The sequence below is a fragment of the Candidatus Baltobacteraceae bacterium genome, assembly GCA_036488875.1.
Classification (GTDB): domain Bacteria; phylum Vulcanimicrobiota; class Vulcanimicrobiia; order Vulcanimicrobiales; family Vulcanimicrobiaceae; genus JAFAHZ01.
The window spans coordinates 54,500-73,753 of the sequence record DASXGW010000011.1; the positions used below are offsets into that span (position 1 = coordinate 54,500).

Below are 19,254 nucleotides of genomic sequence, written 5' to 3' on the forward strand. Positions count from 1 at the left end.
GACGCAATCGTTAGCGAATTATGACGGTTCGCTTACGGCGCAAAGGTCCGAGCGAACAGCGGTCGCCAGGCGCTGGCGGCGAGCAGCGACGATACGATGGCGCGCGTGGCCGGTGATTTGTTGAGCGTATAAAAATGGATGCCGGGCACGCCGCTCTGAAGCAGCGCGACGGCCTGCATCGACGCGTACGCGACGCCGAGGGCTTCGACTGCTTCGGCGTCACCTTTGCGCAGCTCCATCTCGACGCGCAGTTTCGGCGGGATCGTCGCACCGCACATCGCCACGAAACGCTTGATCTGCTCGAAGTTGGTAATCGGCATGAGCCCTGGGAGTATCGGAGCCGTCACGCCCATCGCTCGAGCGCGGCGCTCGAACCCGAAGAACGCATCGTTATCGAAAAAGAGTTGCGATACGAGAAAGTCGGCGCCGGCATCGACTTTTTCTTTAAGGCGCGCGAGGTCGACGTCCATGCTCGCGGCCTCGGGATGCTTCTCGGGATAGCACGCCGCACCGATGCAGAAATCGTAGTTTCGGCGCAACATGGCGATCAACTCGGTCGCGTGGCTGAAACCGCCCGCCGGAGCGACGAACTGCTCCTCTCCCTTCGGCGGATCGCCGCGCAGGGCAAGAACGTTTTCGATGCCGGCGCGAGCGAGATCGTCGAAGAGCGCGCGCAGCTCCGCGCGCGTGGAACCGACGCACGTCACGTGCGCTACCACCGTCAGGCCGATCTCTTGCTGGATCTTCTTCGCGAGCGCAACCGTCCGCGCGCGGGTCGAACCGCCCGCCCCGTAAGTGATGGAGACGAATGCCGGCCGCAACGGCTGCAGCGCCGAGATGGCATCGATAAGCTGGCGCGAACCGTCCTCGTCCTTCGGTGGAAAGAACTCGAACGAGAAGAACGGCCGCATCGAGGCCAGCGCCTCGCTAATTCGCATCGGCCATTTCTTTAACGAAAGCCGCCGACTACGCCTGCGGAATCGACTGTGCGTAGCGAAAGACGTCGTCCGGATCGTATTTTCGCTTTACTTCTTTTAGCCGCGCAAGACTCTCGCCGTAGTATTGCTGCTGCCAGTCCGAAAGGTTGGGATCGGCATAGCCTTGGTACGCACTCCCGGAAAGCCACGGCCGCACCGATTCGTACGTCGCCTGGGTCCAGGCTATATTCGCGTTGGCTACCGAATCGCTGGATCCAGGTTTCCATCGCGATTGGTACTGCACGACGTAGCGAATGTCGCGGTGCGCGAACGCCGCCGCGCTCGGCGGCCGCGCGATCGCGCCTCCCGCCGTTTCAAACGCGATCTTGCCGACGTTGACCGCGCCTTGGAAATCCGCCGGCGTCAATACCGGATCGGCTTGACGCCGCGCGATCGCTTCGACGAGTGCTTCGAACGCTTGCGCCGGCCACGTCGCCCGAATCAGGTCCGACTTAGCGTAGAAACTGGGCCGCGGGAGCGCCCCATTTGGCGAGACCCCCGCGTACTTACATTCGTCGGCTCGCAGCCCCGCACAAATCGGTTCGCGCATGGTGGAAAGATACGGCGCCGTCACGACCGTTGTCGCGCTGGGTTTGACGCCGGCAGCGGTCAGCAGCGCTTCACCCAGCGCACGGGCACCTCGCTCGTTGCCCGCATACGTCAACTCGATAACGACGCTCCCGCCATCACTGGGCGAGCCCGTATGAATTTCGGTCCAGCAATGCGCGCGGTCGGGAAGAGCGGTTACCCATTGCTGAAACGCCGTCATCACGCGCACGCCGCTCGCGAGCGGAAACGTGTAGACGATCTCGGTGAACGGCATGTCGACCGGATGCAAGCGCCCCGTCAACTCGACGACGGCACCGAAGTTCCCGCCGCCGCCGCCGCGACACGCCCAAAATAGATCGGCGTTTTGCCGTTGATTGGCTGTAATGAGGTCGCCCGCGGCGGTAACGAGTTTCAACTCAGTGATGTTGTCGCAGGTGAGTCCGTACAGGCGCGAGAGCCGTCCGAATCCACCGGCCGCACTGAGTCCGCTAAGCCCGACGGTTGGGCACGTTCCGGCCGGCAAGGTCATCCGCGTCGGCCAAAGCGCCGTGTAAAGCGGCAGGTTCGTCTGACCCGCGCCGAAGGTCGCTTCTTGCCGCGCCCGATCCGCTCGAACGTACGCGAGCTCCGACACGTCGACGATCAATCCGGTGGTTGCGGAGAATCCGGCAAAACTGTGGCGCCCGTTGCGCACCGCAAAGTTTATCCCGTACTCGCGGGCAAACTTTATGGATTGCGCGACGTCCTCGGCACCGGCGACGATCGCGACCGCGCTCGGCACCACAGCGGCAAAGCGCGCGTTCCACGGCTGACTCGCGATGGCATAAGCGGCGTCCGACGGCGCGATGACTCGTCCTTTGATCGCCGACCGCAGCTGGTCGAGGCGCGACGTCCTCGGCGAAGAACCGCCGGCGACCGAACATCCCCCTAACGAAGCGTTCGCGCAAGCCAACGCAACGGCCGAAGCTCCCGTCTCGAGAAACCGACGCCTGCTCTGCATAGGCTTCACTGTACTGCGTCGCGAGTTCGATATCCCTTACAACGAGGGGTCCGGACAACGATCAATGTAAATGGTTTTATGACTAAAAAGCATTTGATTCCGCTGTTGGTCGGTATCTGTTTTTGCTTTTCGCCGGCAGCCTCTCTCGCTGATACCCCCGGACACATCACGGGCGTGGGCGGCATTTTCGTGAAAAGCAAAGACCCCAAAGCCTTGGCCGCATGGTATCGAGACGTGCTGGGTATTCAGATCGAGAGCTGGGGAGGGGCGGCGCTCCGATACGATGCCCCGGAGCATCCGCCCGTTCTCGTGTGGAACGCTTTCCCGCAAACGACGAAGTACATGACGCCATCGACGCGTGAGTTTATGTTAGACTTCGCCGTCGACGACCTTGACGCATACCTTGCGAAGCTCAAGGCAAAGGGTGTAGTAGTTCTCAAGCGCGACGACTCGGACCCGGACGGCAAATACGCCTGGATCCTCGATCCGGACGGCACGAAAATCGAACTTTGGCAACCGAAGCCCAAATAACGTTAGATGTGAACGCCCATGAGTTTGCTCAGACCTGACGAGCTACTTGACTTTGCGGCGCGCGCTCGATCCACAGCAGCGCGATTGCCAGTTCGTGGGAGAGCCGCGTGAGCGTCTCGAGTTCGTCGGGGTCGAACCGTTCGCCGGAGTCTCGGTATTGAGCAAACACCGCACCGGTGACCGTTCCGAAGACGACCAGCGGAAAGACCGCAGCAAGCCGCGGCAGGGCGGTTGCAAAGTCGTCGGTGTGCACGGGAACGTGCTTCGAGCGCAGGCGCATGAACACCGGATCGTCCGCATTCACTGGGAACGCTTCACCGTGTCCCGCTTGTGCCGCCGGCGTATACGTCGTCTCCGTTTCGATATAGATACAGACGAACGGCGCGTGCATAAGCCGGTGAATTTCGTGCGCGACGCGCCCCGAGAGCGCGCGGACGTCGCGCGCGTGTGGGAAATCATCAACGAGTGCGCCAAGTTCGGCAGCGGCACGCAGCTTGTCGCGATAGAGAACCTGCTCGACGAGCCGCTCGACCGACGCTTCGATCCACTTAATCGAAAAGCCCAAGAGCAGCGGAACCAATAGCTCTAAAACCGTGCTCTGTACCCGGCCGAGCGCGGCACGCTCCACGATCTGCTCGGCCACAATAAATACGCCGACGATGACGGAGAGAACGAGCGTGTACGTCACCGCGCGGCTGAAGACGAAATCGACCGCGACGAGCCCGCGAGCCAGCACGGCGTACGGGAGTACGATCGCTAGCGCCAGATACGTAATATTCAGTGCGCCGCCCGCGAGAAGCGGCTGGCCGGTAATACCGGAGATCCAGTTTGCGGTCGGGCCGATCTGAGAGAACAGCATCGCGGCGAAAATCCAACGAACGGCTTCGGCGGTGCGCCCACGCGCGTAGAACGCCGCAACGGCAAAGACGAGCACGCCGGAATAGCCGAGCAGCATCTGCGTAATCCAATACTGCGGCGTTGTGAAGTACGTCGAGCCGAAAATGGCGCCGAGCCGGTCTCCGAAAGAGCACACGGTAAAGGCGATAAGGGCGGCGGCGCACAGCGCAGCAAGCCCGCCGCGCAGCAAGCGCGGCGTCAGTTTAGGCAGCAATTCGAATGCGAAAAGAATACGTGCCCCGAAGACACCGAAGGCAACGACCGTGACCTCGAAGACGTTCATAAGGACGGGCACCCAAGGTGGCCCCCAGTAGCGGACGGCAAATCCCTCGTAGACGGAAAGCGAGCAGACGAAGAGGCCGGCATAGAGGGAATCTTTTGCGGTACCACGCGCGATCAAGAACACACCGGCAGCGGCGAGCAATATCCGCATGACCATGTCGAGCAGGTCGAGCAGGATCGGCGCGCGGCGTTCGAATCGTTCGTGCGCGTATATCACGGCGCCGTTGCGGAGCAGCGGAACGTCAATGGCTCCCATCGCGGGACCGCTGGCGTGAATTAGTGATGCGACCATATAGCGCGACGTGACATCCACGAGCCGCAGATCCGCAACGTCACCCGGACGAATGCCCGCTGCGGCACCGGCGGACGTAACGGTCGTATAGACCGAGCGCGACGGATCGAGCCGCTGTAACGTTCCGAGGTTCGGCAGTTGACCAAAGTCCAGATAGCCCGCGCCGATATCGGCAATGCACAGAAACGTGATGAGCCCAACGAGTAAGGCCCCGAGGGTTCGGTTCATGTCCTGCGTTTCGACGCGGCGACGTATGCGCCTATGCGGGGTTCAGCTCGGCGAGACGTGCGCGCAGAATTGCGTTCTCGCGTTCGCGTTCTATAGCGTGAAGGTGCTCGTATGCAGTGGCCGCCGCATGCGCCAAACCGGTGAGGAGCCCTTCCTCTTCGTCATCGATTGCTTCGCCGTCACGATGACCGCCGTAGAGCACGACGGCGATGACGCGACGTCCGACGACGACAGGCAAAGCGTAGACCGGCTTGCCTTCGCCGTTCGGTACGATAGCCTTCGACTGGGGCGCTTCGCCGAGCATGACGCCGCGATTCGCCGAGCGCGCGAAAAGCACGATCGGATCGTCGGCATCGAGCGACTGCGTTTCGTCGCCCCAGCCGGTAGCCGCCGTGCGTACGTAGTGACCGTCGTCGGCGCGGAAGAGCGCGGCTGACGAGAATCCCATGGCCGATGCGGTCTCCTCGGTGAGCAGCGACTCGATGGTTGCAATCTTCTCCGTAAAAGGAAGCGCGTGAACGATATGATGCATCCGCTGGAACGCACGATGACGGGACGCGAAGAAGACGCGTTCCGCGAATCGGTCGATACGCTTGTGCAGCGATCGAAGCCAGAAACTAAAACCAATGGCGATCCCAATTTCGAATACCGTCGCCAAACGCGCGTCTTCGAGACGGCGCGCAAAGAACCAATCGGCGAAGGCGAGCAGAGCGACCGGTATGGACGTCACCAATGCGTAGATGACGGCCCGTCCGCCAACGATACGAATATCGAGAATCCGGCCTTGCACCAGCGAGTACGCAAACGCGAACGGCGCCGGATTAAAGTTATAGAGATAGATCACCCACGGCGTGGCGTCGCGATTGACTACCTCATCGATAAAAAAGATGACTTGGGCGCCGACGTAGACCGCGATCGCGGCGGCGACCCAGCGCATGCGCGTCACTTCGGGGCCGCGTGCTCCCCAGAACCGGGTGACGTAGGCCGCTAGCCCGACAAAAACGCCGAGTACGACTAGCGTGCTGGACATCACATACAATAAGGAAGTAGCGCCCGTCCAGAACGCGGACTGATAAAAGTGCAGATAGTATATCGTGCCCCACAACGACACCGCTGGAACGATCGCACGGTCTACGATACGCCATTGCTCGAGCGGCCGGCCGGTCGGAAACCGCAAGCACAGATAGAGGAAACCGAGGTTGCCGAGCCAGACCGAAAAGCTCGCTTCCAGTGCAGACCACGGCGTCAGAATCGGCGGCGAAATGCGCAGCCACGCCGTATTATCGAGCGTCGCGTAAAAGTAGCAGAATCCGAAGAACGCGAGCGTCAACACGTCGGCGCGTGCGAACACTCCGGCGCACGCCAGTCCCATGAGCACCACTGCCCACAGAAGCGAGAGCAGGTCGTACGCGATCTTACCTGCATCCAGCGAAGAGACGCGGGCGACGACCATCGCCGCGATCGGCTGGCCGCCGCGAAGTACCGGTAACGCCACCGCCTTTTGAACCGGAAACCAGCCGTCCCATAACCAGAGGTGCATCAGCGATCCGGTACGGGCGAAATCGACGCGGTCACCTTTTTGCAGACCGGCCGCCGCGGCTGCCGAACCGGGCGTCACCGACTCGACGAGGCCGCTCGCAGCGTTGATCGATACCCCGACCGCAGCGGGCGACGCGTACGCACCAAAATCGCAGGCGACGCGGATGACCGAATGCGACAGCCCCAGCAATGCGACGGCGATGGCAAGCCAACGAACGAATACGGCGTTCTTCACAACTTTTACGGTGCATTATCGAAAACTGGCGACAACGCCTCCGCAGACCAGCGCCCAGCCGTCGACCATGACGAAGAGCAGGAGCTTCACCGGGAGCGAAATCACCGGCGGCGATAACATCATCATGCCAAGTCCCATGAGCATCGCGGCCACTGCCAAATCGATGGCGACGAACGGCAGATACAGCGCGAATCCAATCGCGAACGCGCTGCGCAGCTCGCCGACGACGAACGCCGGCAACAACGTGGTCAACGGAGCTCGGTCAGGCGGCTCCGGCGCTCGGCGCGCTATTCGGTCGAAAAGTTTCACGTCCGCAGCGTGGGCCTGTCGAAGCATGAACGCACGAACCGGCTCTACGGCTGCACTGACGGCTCGCGCCGGCGAAAGCGCGCCGCGTTGATACGGCGCGAGCGCTTCGCGATCGATACGCTGCAAGGTCGGCGTCATGACGACGAGGGTCAACGCAAAAGCCAGCCCGGTGAGAATAGCGTTGGGCGGCAGCGCCGACGCACCGATCGCCGAGCGCACCAGCGATAGTACGACGACGATGCGCACGAACGACGTGCACATGATCAGCAAAAACGGAATGACCGACAGGAGCGTCAGTCCCGCAAGCACGTCGAGCGGCACCGTCGCGTGCGACTTGAGCCCCAGCGACAGCAGCGCGTCCACGTAAAGAAGCGTAACGCTGCGGCGTTACGCTTCGATGATCGACTTAAGAACGAACGATTACTACGTCGGGCGCTGAATTAACTCGGTGACGCGAACGCCGAAGTTGTCGTCGACGGCAACCACTTCGCCGCGGGCGATGAGCTTATTGTTGACCAGCAGATCGACGGGGCCGCCGGCCAGACGATCGAGCTCGATGATCGAGCCGGTTCCGAGCTTGAGGACTTCCGCGACGGACATCTTGCAGGTGCCCAGCTCCGCGGTAACTTGCAGCGGGACGTGCATGAGCACCTCGATGTTCGCCCCGTCGCGAACCTTCTTCGGGTCGATGGTCGTCATGCTATAGATCCCTCAATTTCGAAAGCGTATCGGCCGTCGCGTACGCCGCAGGTTCCGGTGGCCAGCGTTCGCCCGCCAATTCGCAGGCTCCCGCGAAGGGTGCTTGGTCGAGTTATCGGCACGACGTCGCCCGGAGCCAATGCCGCAAGCCTCTGGGCCGTGACCTCTTCGAGCTCCAAAGTGACGCTCGCTTCCAAAGGAAGATCGGCAAGGTCGTGCGGGGTAAGCGCCGGGACCGCGTCCGGCACGAGGTCGCGGGAGACGGCAATACCGACGCGGGCAGCGACCGGTTGATCGATCGCCAACTCGAGGTACGCCGCAAACGACCCGAGTGCGGCCGCCGTACCGGCGACGGCCTCGCGCTGCTCGCCGCACAGGGTCACGAGCGTCCCCGTCAGCGCAGCCGCTACGCGATCGAGCACGTCGCGCTCGAGCGGCGAAAGCCGCAAATGTTCCGGCCGGGAACCCGGCGACTCGCCGAACGCCGCCGCGACCACCGCTTTCGCGTCGCATTCGCGCAGGACGATCGCGGCGTCGGCGACGTTGCCGCGCACGCGATACGTGTATGCGGATCGGCCGATGATCTCCCACGCACTCGCATCGGGAATCTCCGGTTCCAGAACGCTCAGCACGACCGGCACGCCGAGCAGCGTCGTAAGCCGTTCGCGCACGTTCGCGGCAACCAGACATACCGCGTTGAGCGGCAAGCACGAACGCTCGGCAAAGCACAACTTACCATCGCGGAATATCAGCTTTTTCATTTTACGAGATCCATCGCCGTTTTTCCCAACCCCGACTTTGCCGTCTCGGCGGCGGTCAACGCATCGAACGCGACGTACGCCGCCTTTAGCCGAGCGAGGCTCTCGTCGAGGTAGACGCCGCTGCCGCCGCGCCGCATCCGCGAAATAACCGGAAGACCGGCTTCACCCGGTAACCCGACGTGCGGGATGACGCCCTCCGGCGCGAACGACGTGCTGCCGTCTTCGGTTTGCAACCGCGTTGCCGCTGGAAACTTTGCAATCGCAATGCGTCCCACCGTAACGCGACGCGCTTCGCGCCGTCCGCTTCGGGGATCGATCGCGGTCCTGGCATAGCTCAACGTTCCGTCGCTGTCGATTCGGACGTCGCGCGTACGATTCAACGCGTCGTCGACGTCATCGACGCGTAACTCGCTCAGCGATGCACCGGCGATAGAGCTGCCGAGGATCGGGCGGTCTTGCGCGTCCACCAACGCGCCCGATGCGACCTGAAACGCACCGTCGCGCGTGTATGCCGTACCTCCGTCGGACGTGCGAACGACGAAATACGTACCGTCGGGCACCGCAACCGAGAGCGGGTCGAGCGTAAACTGCGCCGGAGCGTTGGTTGACGCAACGTCGTCGTTTCCCGGGACGGCTCCCGGCGTAAACGCGCGGCGGACGTCGGCGGCGCGTTCGGCAATGCGGTCGAGCGCCGCGCTCAGCGACGGGTTCAAAAACACTGCACGCCTCGGGATGCGAGCGCAAAGCGTGCCTGAGCCAAGGCACGTGCAACGGCTTCTCGCAAAACGGGAGCACACACCGCAACCAAGCGCACGCGCCCTTGCGACGCCTGTACCGTGACGTGCACGCGCTTGCCGGCGGCCGTAAAGGTTGCTCGATGCGTCGCCGATCGCGGATCGAGGAATTTTCGCTCGATGCGCCGCGCGAGCGGTGACCGGTGTGCGCGCCGATCGATGTCGGAAGCCGCAACCGCACACCGCTCGCGATCCTTAGCGGACTTCTTTTGCCCCTGATGTATGAAAGCGGTACCGGGATGCCGCTCGCGCGGCGCCGGCGCCGCCACCGGGCGCTTCCTTCGCGAAGCCGGCGGTGAGCTTTGCGGCTCTCGAGGCGCTTGATGCGGTTTTCCCGACGCACGGTGGAGCGCCGAATACCACGCTTGCGAGAGCGCGCGCCGGTCGATCGCGGCCAGCGGCGCCGCCAGCACGCACACGTTGAGTTCTTGCGTCATCATGCCAGCATCGTCGCGCCCCGACGTAGCCGCGCGGTAAAGAGACTATGACCGAAGCGTGAGCGCGACTACGGCGAGCGGCCCCTGCCGTTATCGAACGATCTCGTCGGATCCAAAAACAGCGCGCGGTGCGACAGATCGAAGGTGAAGACGAAGTTTTTCAGCGTTCCGAGGCCGATGTTGCCCGCCTCGTTACGATCGGCGAACGCTCCGTTATCGGCGAGCATCACGTCGGTGTAGCGGTTGTACATTTTGTACGGTCCGAGGTCGATTTCGTTGACCATCGCCCGTACCGCGGCGCTTCCTCCACCGACCCCGCTGTTCTGCGCGTAATGGCTTCCGGCATAGAACACCGCGCTGGGATGATCGCGCGCGAACGCGTGAAAGACGAGCAGCTCGTTGGAGTTGCCGGTATCGAGCAGAAATCGTCCGGGCACGCCGTTGATGGTCGTCGCCGTTTCGGGCAACTCTCGATCGGTGTCGACCGTGATTTCGGTTCCTTGCGGCCGCAAGGTGCCCGGCTTGCCGATAGTCATCGTCAAACGGTCGGGGTCGATTCGCACCTCCGCCGCCGCGAAGAACGGGTAGCCCAGCACGCCGTCCACCGTGGCTGCGTGATACACGACCGCGTGAAGATCGACCACCGAGACGACGTGCAGCGGTAAACGCGCGTGCCCGATGTCGATCGCGTCGAGCGCGGCGACGCCCAGACCGCTGGTTCGTCGAGCGCCGCGTATTTCGAGCGTGCCTTCGGTTTTCAAGCCCAGCCGCCGCGCCGCGTCGGGATCCAAGAACACGCCCTGCGATCCCGTGTCGATGAGAAACACCAGCGGCGTAGCGCCGGCGGTGGCGCGCACGAATAGGTGGCCGCGATCGTACAGCAGGGGAACGGTCATCGGACCGTCGGCGTCGATCACGGTTGCCGCGAACGGCTCGAAGACGCTCGAATCGATCGGTTTATCGACGTCGACGCGGCTGACGTGCGAGGTGATGTCGAAGGCCGTGTCGCCGCTGGAGTCGACTTCGGAGTAGGGCACGAGCGCGCCGCCGACGAGACGATAGTCGTCGAACGTGGTCGTCACCACCGCGTCGCCGTCCACGTACGCCGTCCGGTCGATCATCGCGGTGTCGGCGTCGAGCGCCACGTCGTACGTCTCGCCGCCCGGCGGAGATACGCGAACGCGCCACACCTTACGCCCGTCGCGTAAGATCGCCGCGCCTTCGAACACGTCACTCTCGGGGTGCCGAGCGAAGTCGCCGGAGTCGATGAAATCGTCCGTAATCTGGCGCCTCTCCATGATGCCGCGTAAGGTCCGTACGTCGCCGTTGGCGTTTTGCACGTACTCCACGTCGCCCAGCCGCAGCGTTCGCTGCGAGCGTATGCCGATGACCTCGTCGTCGCGCTCGCGGTCGCCGTCGCGCCAACTCGTGAACGTTCCCTTCAGTCCCAATCCGTCGAGCGTACCGCTGGAAACGATCGTGTGCGGGCGTTTCACGCCCAGCGCCGTAAGCGCGTGCAAATGCGCGCGCAACACGTCGTTGAGCGACGGCGCATCGGCGCGCGCGTAACCGGTCGCAAGCAGCGCGGCCGCGAGCGTACCGCACGGAACGATCTTAGCGAGGAACTTGAGCTTTATATTTGGCGAAGCTGGCCAGAACGTTTTGAACGTAGTTTTGCGTTTCGGCATACGGCGGAACGCCGTTGTACTTCTCGACGGCACCCGGTCCGGCATTGTAGGCCGCCACCGCTAGCTCGGTATTTCCGCCGAAGCGGTCGAGCAGGCCGCGAATATAGCGCGTACCGCCCCAGACGTTCTGGGCCGGATCGTACGCGTCGGTAACGCCTAAGCCCGACGCCGTGCCGGGCATCAGCTGCATCAAGCCCTGAGCGCCGACGTTCGAGGTCGCATTGGCGTTAAACCCGGACTCGTTGGCGATGATCGCCTTGATCAGCGACGGATCCACGTTCCAAGTCGCGGCGTTGGCGCTCACGAGCCGGTCGATCTCGTCAGGCGCCACGGGCGCCGGAGCGTTTGGAGCCTGCGCGAACGAGATTCCGTCGCCGTCGGTGGCCGGCTGGCCGCCCTGCGAGGCAAGCGCGGCTGAGACGAGCGCGCCAAACGACGTGTTGCCTAACCGAGACGCATCGAGAACCGGAAGCCCGTCGGGGCCGACGCCGCTGGCGGCGTCTGCCGGAAGGGTGCTCGGCTGCGGCATCGGCGCCACGGCCGAGGTAATCTCCGCAATGCGCCGGTTGACGGCGGCGATGTCGCTATTGATGTCCATCGGGTACCTCCAAAGTATCGGCAAGATCCGCCAGAGCCGCCACCGATGCGGCCGCATCCGCCGGCGCAAGCTCGCGCACAAACCGCTCGATGCGCTCCTCCGCCGCGACCGCCGCGAGGGCTGCCGCTTCGACCGGCTGGATTCCCAAGGATCGTGCGTCCGCCGTCCGATCGAGGACGGCCATCGCGGCGCGGACTCGAGCCGCGCACTGCGCGTGCGCGCCGTCGACGATCGACGGCATCGTACGGCTCGCACTCGCCAAAACGTCCACGGCTGGAAACCGTCCTTCTCGCGCGAGACGGTCCGACAACACGAGATGTCCGTCGAGCAGTGCGCGCGCGGCGTCGCTTACCGGATCGCGGTCGTCGCCGTCGTTGAGCACCGTTGCCACGAGCGTGATCGATCCGCTTGCCGTCGGACCGGCAACCTCAATTAGCCGTGCCATCTCGCCAAAGACGCTCGGCGGATATCCGGCACGACCCACGCTTTCGCCGGCGCCGGTCGCGCGCTCGCGCAGCGCACCCGCTACGCGCGCCAAACTGTCGAGCACGACGAGCACGTGCAAACCACGCTCGCGCAGCGCCGTCGCGTGCGCTAACGCGACGACCGAAGCTCGAATCCGCTCGGCCGCCGCGCGATCGCTCGTGGCACACACGATCGTCGTTCGCGGGTCTCTGCGTTCGATCCACCGCTGCGCTTCGCGGCCACGTTCCCCGACCAACGCAATCACCACGGCGTCGGCATTGCATCGGTCGACGATCGATTCGATCAGCGTGCTCTTCCCGGCTCCCGGCGATCCAAAGATACCGACGCGCGCTCCGCGCCCAAACGTGAGCAGACCGTCGACGACGCGAACCCCCGTCCAAAACGGCTCGCACACCGGCCCTCGTTCGTTGGGGCGCGGAACGCGCAGCGTGACGCCGACTCGCCGGCCGGCCAGCGGTAATCCGCCATCGAGGGGTACTCCGTCGTGATCGATCGCACGCCCGAACGCGCAGGTTCCCAGCGACAGTGCCGTCACGACGCAACGGTATCGAGAACGCCGGCAAGCCGAGCCCCTAACGATACGTCGATCGTGCCGCTGCGCGTTTCGAGCAGGACGTCGCCGCGCCGTAACGAGGCATCCGCGACGACGTCGAGGCCGGTACCGGCGACGTGTGATGCTTCGTCGGGGTGAACTCGTACGCGCACGACGCCTTCGGCCAAATGCCGTTCGCACGCCTGCTCGACGATCGCTTCGAGATTCGCCGGCGCCAACGTGAGCTCGCGCGCGAGCACGCCGGCCGCGACGTCGCACAGCACGTTACGCACCGTTACGTCGACGGCATCGCGAACCGCAGCGCGAAATCGCCGGACGTCGCCCACTGCCTCACGGGCGAGCGGGATCGCTTCCTCCACTGGAGCCGGAACCGTTTCGATGGGTTCGTTTTCGGGTTCGCTCGCATCGAACAGCAGGTCGCGTAACGGAATGAATCGATCAGCCATGACGGCGTAAGTACTCCTCGGGATCGCCCAGAAGCGGGCTCAGCGGCCGCTGCATTCGGCGAACGATCGCCTCGCGCTCGTGCTGCGGATAGAGTTCGAGCACGGCCGCGGCGGTCGCCGCCGGCAACGCGCTGATGATCGCGGCGGCGGCGTGCGGCGGTTCGTGTACGAGCGCGGTACGCACTCGCGCGGGCGCGAGTCCCGATACTGCGTGCGAGGCATCTCGCACCGCGGCTCGTTCCAGCACGGTAGACGCGAACGATGAGAGCACCGGCAACAGCAGCCGGACGATAATCACGGCGCCGATCGCGATAACGACCGCGGGAGCGAGCGGCACGATCGTTCCATAGAGAAGCCACCAGACGTCCTTGCGCGCCACCGCCGGACGGTGAAAATCGACGGCTTGCACCGCGAGCGTGTCGCCTCGTTTGGGATCGAATCCGACCACGGCTGCAGCCAAATCGCGTACTTTTGCGAGATCGAACGCACGCGCTTCGTCGATAAAGATTCCGGTCGAAAGCCGCCGGATCGATCCCGCCGGTGTTTGCACGATGGTTTCGCGCGTATCGCTTCCGCGATCGTCGTTGACGTCGTCGCGGCGATAGTGCTTGGATCCGTCCGCATAGGATTCACTGCGCGTCGCGCGTCCGATGGCGACTTGGCCGGCCGGCGCGCGCCGAACGTCTCGCCGCGCAACGCTATCGACGGTATACTCGGCTCGCACTCGAACGATCGCCGCTCCGGTTCCCAGAGCGGCGTCGAGCGCCGACTGAAGCGATGTTTGCAGCGCGACGGCCTCCTCGCCGTCATCGCCCGCACCAAGCGCCACACCGCGATCGTCGAGAATCGTCACACGCGCGGGGTCGAGACCGGTTACGGCGGCGGCAACGAACGATCGTATGCCGTTGACGGCCGCTTCGCTAAGGCGCGTTCCGGGACGAAGCGCGAGCCGGACGCTGGCGCTGGCATCATCGGTGGATTCGTCGGCAAACTCGGCCGGCTTGGCCGGCGCGACGATCACGCGAGCGTCGTCGACGCCGTCGATTCCTCGCAAGCCCGCTTCAATGTCGCCCGCCAGACCGGCGCGCGTTTGGGCGTCGATCACCGATTGCGGAGTCAACACGCCGATGCTCGCGAGTGCCTCGCCGGTCGTCTCGACGTGCGCGTGAGGAACGCCCGAAAGCGCAAGGCGCAGTAAGAGATCGTTTCGGCGTGACGTTTCGACGATCACGTTATCGGCCGTCGGCGTAAATGAGACGTTCCAGCTCGCCAAACGTTCCTGAACCTCCGCGAGCTGCTCGGGATGCAGCGGCGATGCAAACAACGCTTCGCGCGAGGGATGCGACGCGATCCCGATCGTGACGCTCAGTGCGACCGCGGCGAAACCGCCGGCGGCGAGCGCCGTTCGGACCGAGCGCGGCAGCATCTTCCAGCGACTGAGCAGGGGAGCTAGTTGGTGCATGCGTTACACTTGCATGTTGAGAATCGATTGGATGGCTTGCGTCGCGCGTCCGGCTGCGGCCGTCGCCACCGAGAGCGCGACGTCGGCGCGAGCGCGCTCGTAGATTGCGGCCTGAAGCGATCCGGCGCCGGCGGCAAACGCGTCCTCCGCGGATTGCGCGTGCTCCAGCGTCGATCCGAGCGCACGCGCGATATCGGCAAAGAACGTTGCGCCTTCGTCGGTTTTGGGTCGTTCCGGAGCGCCCGGAAGATCGGGGAGGAGGAGTTCGACTTTCACAACCGCCCCAGATCGATGGTCTTCTCCGCCAGCGTCTTGCCGACGTCGAAGAGTGCGGCGTTCGACTCGTACGCGCGCGAGGCGTTCATCACGGCGATCATTTCCGTAACCAGATTGACGTTCGAACCCCGCTCGGTGTGCGTGCCCGTGAACGCAACGCGCGCGCCGGCATCGTCGTCGAACACGCGAAACTGGGGAATCGCCCGAGCGTAGGTTCCTCGCGGTCCGGCCGCTTCGGCCGCTGCAACGTTGCGCGCAGCCACGTCGAGTGCCGCGCGCTGCGCGTCCATGCCGGCAGCCGCAGCATCGAGCAGGTCGAGGTTCATCGCGCCACCGACTTGATCTCTTCGAGCCGCGCGTGTTCGGCCGTTAATAAGGCCTCGGTGAAGATTGCCGCTTGCGCGGTGCGGGCCATCGCCGCGTCCGCGCTGCGGCCCGCCGAGCCGCCCGCGTCGGCGTTCGCCACGCGGTTCTGCGCGTCACGAAGCTCAAAATGCGCTCGCTCGAGCGCGGACTGCAGTGAATCTCCGACGTCAAACATGCACGTAGGCTACCGCGGCGCGTTGTACGAAAGATGACCCGCAGATGAACGGATCTTGGCTGAGGCGATGAATAAGGCACGCTTCGAAGCGTTTTCCGACGGCGTCTTCGCCTTTGCCATCACGCTGCTGATCCTGGGTATCGCGCTGCCCGAGGCGCGCTACGCGAACAACGGTCAACTAGCGGCGGCGTTGCTTCACCTCTGGCCGAACGTCGTCGCGTACGCGCTGAGCTTCGCCGTGATCGGCATCATGTGGCAGAATCACCACGCGCTGTTCCGCCTCATCGAACGCGTCGACCGCACGACCGTCTTTCTCAACCTTCTGCTGCTGGCCGGAGCGGCGTTCATTCCGTTTGCCACCAGCACGCTTGGCACGTATCCCACCATGCCTGCGTCAGCGTTTCTCTACGGCGTCGTACTTTCGTATTGTGCGACCATCTATAATGCCTTGCTCGCGCATCTCGTTCGCCGGCGCGCGTTCCTCGACACCGTCGGCGGTGCGACGATCGCGTCGACCGTTCTCGCCTATCGCATCGGTTGGGCGATCTACGTCGTCTCGACGCTGCTCGCGCTGGTTGCTCCGGCGGTAAGCTTCGCTGCCTACCTTGCCGTAGCGGGCTACTACCTGATCCCGCGCGGCATCGACGCCGATATGTAAGGCATGAACGTTCGTTGCGCGGGGTTGCTCGCGTTCATCGTCGTCAGCGGCTGTGCGCGAAACGCCGGCTCGCCGCTGCCGGCCGCTGCTTCTGCCGCGCTCTCTCATCGCTCCACGTCGAACGCACTGCTGCATGCCGCAGTCGGGTTTAGCGTGGACACGCCGGTACGAGCCGCGACTGCGGCCGGGCAGGGCATTACGTCGACGATTCTGTACGGCGGCTCGCCGAGTCCCGGCTCCGCGCTCGAAAAGGCGCTGGAGTCGCACGATATCGGCGTGATCGACGGCGGCATTTCCTCGATTCTGTTTTATTGGGAATGTCACCGCACGCATTCGGTGGCGCCGCCACCATCGAGCTACTCGCGTAACTACTACTGTCAGACCGACGAGAATACACGCATTTCCTCCGACGCCGCCGCACTCGCATACGTATCGCGCCTGCTCGACCGCGACGTGAAGCGGCCATACGTCATCGGCTACTGGGTGCTCGACGACTGGGCGTCGTGGGATCCCGGCAGCGGCCGAAACCTCTTACGAAAGATTCACGCGCTCGTCGCACAAAAGACTCCGGGGCGCCCGGCGGTCTGCGGCTTCGGTGCGGGTTTCGGCAAAGGCACGACCTACTATTGGGATCCTGGAACGGCGGCAAACTACTCCAACACCGGCTGCGATGTTGTCGGCTGGTACAACTACACGCCGTTCGGCAAGCACAAGCCGTCGAGCGGAGTAAACTATAACTGGTCGATGCACGGGCTTTTGCCGGCGATGTCGCGCTCGCTCGAAAAATACGGCTGGGACATCTCGCGTACGCCGCTCATGGGCATCGGACAAGCCTGGGGCGGCCGCTATAACGGAAACCATTATCAGCCCGGTATTACCACGAACGAAATACGGACGCAGGCGGCGGCATTCTGTGCTTTCGGCGCGAGCATCATCTCTTGGTACGCGTGGGACGACAGTGGGGACAACGCGCAAACGCTAACGCCGAATGACTCGCCGGCTGTGGCGACCGGGATCAAGGCGGGGTTGAGCGCTTGCCGCGCAACGTGGGCCAGGTAGCTACTTGGCTACCGGCAGTCCGTCGCCGTCGAGCGGCACGCCGAGAATCAAACGCGTGACCTCGTTATAGTTTTGAATGCCCGACGCGATCCGATTGCTTTTGAGATAGACGTTGTACGTGCGCCAGGTCCAGTGCGCGAGCAGCACGTTGATGTGGCGCGCGTCGCGGCGGCGAATCGCGGCGAAATCTTGCCACACCAGCGGTACGAACTCACTGTGGCGGTAGCGCGCCTTCGGGGGCAGGTACAAAAAAAGTTCGAGCCAGCCGGAATACTCGATGACGGGATCGTTCGAACGCAGGCACGTGAGGATCGCGGCGTAGTTGGCTTCGTCTTCGCGCGCGTACGCGCCGACGTGCGTCCACTCATGCGCCATGTCGAAGGGCTTTTCGAACCACAATAAATCGCTTGCGGTTTGTACGGTAAGTGAAAACGGGTTGATGTAGCCGCTCGTTCCGGTCGCCTGCATGAACGGATCGGTGATCGTCGGTTTGGCCGGACCGGTCAGCGGTATCCAATCATCGCCGCCGCGCCGCACGACCGGCAGCCACGATCGCCGCAAGGACTCGAGGTCGAGCCGTTGGTCGGTGTGCGCGTGCGCCGCGGGCGCCAGCACGTTCATTTCGTGCATCGCACGGGCGCGCAGCACGTTCGCGGCTTGGGGTGTGACGCGGGCGGCATCGAACGAGAGCCGGGTCTCGACCGGGGCGCGCGCATAGTTCCAGCCCCAGCTCAGCTCGAACCACGCGACGTAGAGACCGAGAATCGCCGCGACGTCGAGCAGCGCTAGTCCCAGCAGCGCAACCGTGCGTTTGCGGCGCCGGAAGAACGCGACGACGCGCCACACGATGGCTGCGATACCGATGAGTCCGGCTAGGTCGCCAAGCGACCAAGGAGCCGGATCGGTGATCGAAAACGCGACGTGTTCCCAGCGCGGATAACCGCCGTTGACGTACGCGCGCTCGATCCACGCCGCGTCCGGCTGCCAGAGTAACAAAAAGACTCCGAGCGCAACGAGTGCGGCTCGGAGTCCGATCGAGAGAAAACCGCGCTTTAGCGTTTGCTGTATTGGAAGCGCTTACGAGCGCGCTTACGGCCGTACTTCTTCGACTCTTTTTCGCGCGGGTCGCGCGTGAGGAATCCGGCTTTACGCAGCGTCTCTTTGAGCGTTTCGTCCATCGCGAGCAGCGCGCGGGCAATACCGTGACGCACCGCTCCGGCTTGGCCGGTCACGCCGCCGCCTTCGGCCTTGACCACGACGTCGAAACGCGTGAGGCTCTGCGTCGCTTCGAGCGGCTGACGAACGATCTGCTGAAGCTGCGGACGCGGGAAGTACTCGTCGAACGGCTTTTTGTTCACCGTGATGATGCCTTGACCCAGCGTCAGCTTGACGCGGGCGATGGCGCGTTTACGGCGACCGGTGGCTGCGACGTTGTCGTTCAAACTCGGCTCCTAGAACAGCGGCTGCGGCTTCTGCGCGTCGTGGGGATGATTCGGACCGGTGTAGACGTTCAAGCGGCGCAGCTGCTCGTCGCGCGTGCGATTGGTCGCGAGCATGCCGCGCACGGCCGTCTCGATCAAACGCTCGGGATGCTTGTCGTGCATCTCGCGCGCGGTCTGCACTTTCAAACCGCCCGGATAGTTGCTGTGCCGATAGTACAGCTTCTGATCCCACTTCGCTCCGCCGAGTTCGACCTTGTCGGCGTTGATCACGATCACGTGATCGCCGTCGTCGATATGGGGCGTCCACGTGGGTTTATGCTTGCCGGAGAGTGCGCGCGCGATTCGTACCGCGAGCGTGCCGAGGCGTTGCCCGGCCGCGTCGACGATGTACCAATCGTGCTTGGTCTCGGCCGTCTTTTGAAGATAGGTCCGCATCACAACTCACGCATCTTACTGTAGTCGGCGTGCCTCGTCAAGCAAATTTCATCGGTAAAATCTACTTGACAAATATTTGA

23 protein-coding genes are annotated in these 19,254 nt (G+C 63.7%); 3 read left to right on the top strand and 20 right to left on the bottom strand.

The window, feature by feature from the left end:
- Positions 1–32 precede the first annotated feature (32 nt).
- Positions 33–938 carry a methylenetetrahydrofolate reductase [NAD(P)H] gene (gene metF, locus VGG89_12755; GenBank protein ID HEY1977416.1) on the bottom strand — a complete coding sequence of 302 codons (906 nt, stop codon included), beginning with the start codon at positions 936–938 and terminating at the stop codon, positions 33–35.
- 28 nt (positions 939–966) lie between these two features.
- Positions 967–2,526: an FAD-binding oxidoreductase gene (locus VGG89_12760; protein HEY1977417.1), complete on the bottom strand. Its 1,560-nt coding sequence runs from the start codon at positions 2,524–2,526 to the stop codon at positions 967–969.
- Between the two features lie 93 nt (positions 2,527–2,619).
- On the opposite strand from VGG89_12760, the gene VGG89_12765 reads away from it, so the two are divergent.
- Complete coding sequence (locus tag VGG89_12765; protein ID HEY1977418.1) at positions 2,620–3,057, top strand: VOC family protein; 438 nt, start codon at positions 2,620–2,622, stop codon at positions 3,055–3,057.
- 28 nt (positions 3,058–3,085) lie between these two features.
- Here VGG89_12765 and VGG89_12770 read toward each other — a convergent pair whose 3' ends face one another.
- The 15 genes from VGG89_12770 to VGG89_12840 all read right to left on the bottom strand — a co-directional run bounded on the left by VGG89_12770 (position 3,086) and on the right by VGG89_12840 (position 15,580).
- A complete protein-coding gene (locus tag VGG89_12770; GenBank protein HEY1977419.1) occupies positions 3,086–4,756 on the bottom strand; it encodes a GAF domain-containing protein in 1,671 nt (556 codons plus the stop codon).
- A gap of 31 nt (positions 4,757–4,787) precedes the next feature.
- Positions 4,788–6,530: a GAF domain-containing protein gene (locus VGG89_12775; protein HEY1977420.1), complete on the bottom strand. Its 1,743-nt coding sequence runs from the start codon at positions 6,528–6,530 to the stop codon at positions 4,788–4,790.
- A gap of 15 nt (positions 6,531–6,545) precedes the next feature.
- A complete protein-coding gene (gene fliP, locus VGG89_12780; GenBank protein HEY1977421.1) occupies positions 6,546–7,202 on the bottom strand; it encodes a flagellar type III secretion system pore protein FliP in 657 nt (218 codons plus the stop codon).
- Between the two features lie 60 nt (positions 7,203–7,262).
- A complete protein-coding gene (fliN, locus tag VGG89_12785) occupies positions 7,263–7,538 on the bottom strand; it encodes a flagellar motor switch protein FliN (GenBank protein HEY1977422.1) in 276 nt (91 codons plus the stop codon).
- A complete protein-coding gene (locus tag VGG89_12790) occupies positions 7,535–8,299 on the bottom strand; it encodes a FliM/FliN family flagellar motor C-terminal domain-containing protein (GenBank protein ID HEY1977423.1) in 765 nt (254 codons plus the stop codon). The genes fliN and VGG89_12790 overlap by 4 nt, the downstream gene beginning before the upstream one ends.
- Positions 8,296–9,018 carry a hypothetical protein gene (locus tag VGG89_12795; GenBank protein ID HEY1977424.1) on the bottom strand — a complete coding sequence of 241 codons (723 nt, stop codon included), beginning with the start codon at positions 9,016–9,018 and terminating at the stop codon, positions 8,296–8,298. The genes VGG89_12790 and VGG89_12795 overlap by 4 nt, the downstream gene beginning before the upstream one ends.
- The gene (locus tag VGG89_12800) at positions 9,009–9,533 is read right to left on the bottom strand and encodes a hypothetical protein (GenBank protein ID HEY1977425.1); all 525 of its coding nucleotides are present in this window, start codon (positions 9,531–9,533) and stop codon (positions 9,009–9,011) included. The genes VGG89_12795 and VGG89_12800 overlap by 10 nt, the downstream gene beginning before the upstream one ends.
- A gap of 65 nt (positions 9,534–9,598) precedes the next feature.
- Positions 9,599–11,218, bottom strand: a complete 1,620-nt coding sequence (locus tag VGG89_12805) for a pepsin/retropepsin-like aspartic protease family protein (protein HEY1977426.1) — start codon at positions 11,216–11,218, stop codon at positions 9,599–9,601.
- Positions 11,145–11,816 (bottom strand): lytic transglycosylase domain-containing protein, encoded by a 672-nt coding sequence (locus VGG89_12810; protein HEY1977427.1) that lies wholly within the window; start codon positions 11,814–11,816, stop codon positions 11,145–11,147. The genes VGG89_12805 and VGG89_12810 overlap by 74 nt, the downstream gene beginning before the upstream one ends.
- Positions 11,803–12,837 carry an ATP-binding cassette domain-containing protein gene (locus tag VGG89_12815; protein HEY1977428.1) on the bottom strand — a complete coding sequence of 345 codons (1,035 nt, stop codon included), beginning with the start codon at positions 12,835–12,837 and terminating at the stop codon, positions 11,803–11,805. Before VGG89_12815 ends, VGG89_12810 begins: the two co-directional genes overlap by 14 nt.
- Positions 12,834–13,301, bottom strand: a complete 468-nt coding sequence (locus VGG89_12820; protein ID HEY1977429.1) for a FliH/SctL family protein — start codon at positions 13,299–13,301, stop codon at positions 12,834–12,836. Before VGG89_12820 ends, VGG89_12815 begins: the two co-directional genes overlap by 4 nt.
- Entirely contained in the window at positions 13,294–14,763 is a 1,470-nt protein-coding gene (locus VGG89_12825; GenBank protein ID HEY1977430.1) for a flagellar M-ring protein FliF C-terminal domain-containing protein, read from the bottom strand. Before VGG89_12825 ends, VGG89_12820 begins: the two co-directional genes overlap by 8 nt.
- A gap of 3 nt (positions 14,764–14,766) precedes the next feature.
- Positions 14,767–15,039, bottom strand: coding sequence for a flagellar hook-basal body complex protein FliE (locus VGG89_12830; GenBank protein ID HEY1977431.1), 273 nt, complete (start codon positions 15,037–15,039; stop codon positions 14,767–14,769).
- Positions 15,036–15,365, bottom strand: a complete 330-nt coding sequence (locus VGG89_12835) for a flagellar basal body rod C-terminal domain-containing protein (protein HEY1977432.1) — start codon at positions 15,363–15,365, stop codon at positions 15,036–15,038. The genes VGG89_12830 and VGG89_12835 overlap by 4 nt, the downstream gene beginning before the upstream one ends.
- A complete protein-coding gene (locus tag VGG89_12840; GenBank protein ID HEY1977433.1) occupies positions 15,362–15,580 on the bottom strand; it encodes a hypothetical protein in 219 nt (72 codons plus the stop codon). Before VGG89_12840 ends, VGG89_12835 begins: the two co-directional genes overlap by 4 nt.
- 67 nt (positions 15,581–15,647) lie before the next feature.
- Here VGG89_12840 and VGG89_12845 point away from each other — a divergent pair, with 67 nt between their 5' ends.
- Positions 15,648–16,238 carry a TMEM175 family protein gene (locus tag VGG89_12845; protein ID HEY1977434.1) on the top strand — a complete coding sequence of 197 codons (591 nt, stop codon included), beginning with the start codon at positions 15,648–15,650 and terminating at the stop codon, positions 16,236–16,238.
- Between the two features lie 3 nt (positions 16,239–16,241).
- A complete protein-coding gene (locus VGG89_12850) occupies positions 16,242–17,297 on the top strand; it encodes a hypothetical protein (GenBank protein ID HEY1977435.1) in 1,056 nt (351 codons plus the stop codon).
- Here VGG89_12850 and VGG89_12855 read toward each other — a convergent pair whose 3' ends face one another.
- The 3 genes from VGG89_12855 to rplM are packed head-to-tail and all read right to left on the bottom strand — an operon-like array spanning position 17,298 to position 19,174.
- Entirely contained in the window at positions 17,298–18,293 is a 996-nt protein-coding gene (locus VGG89_12855; GenBank protein HEY1977436.1) for a DUF3810 family protein, read from the bottom strand.
- A 56-nt stretch (positions 18,294–18,349) separates the two neighbouring features.
- Positions 18,350–18,739 carry a 30S ribosomal protein S9 gene (rpsI, locus tag VGG89_12860; GenBank protein ID HEY1977437.1) on the bottom strand — a complete coding sequence of 130 codons (390 nt, stop codon included), beginning with the start codon at positions 18,737–18,739 and terminating at the stop codon, positions 18,350–18,352.
- A 9-nt stretch (positions 18,740–18,748) separates the two neighbouring features.
- The gene (gene rplM / locus VGG89_12865) at positions 18,749–19,174 is read right to left on the bottom strand and encodes a 50S ribosomal protein L13 (GenBank protein HEY1977438.1); all 426 of its coding nucleotides are present in this window, start codon (positions 19,172–19,174) and stop codon (positions 18,749–18,751) included.
- Between the last annotated feature and the right edge of the window lie 80 nt (positions 19,175–19,254).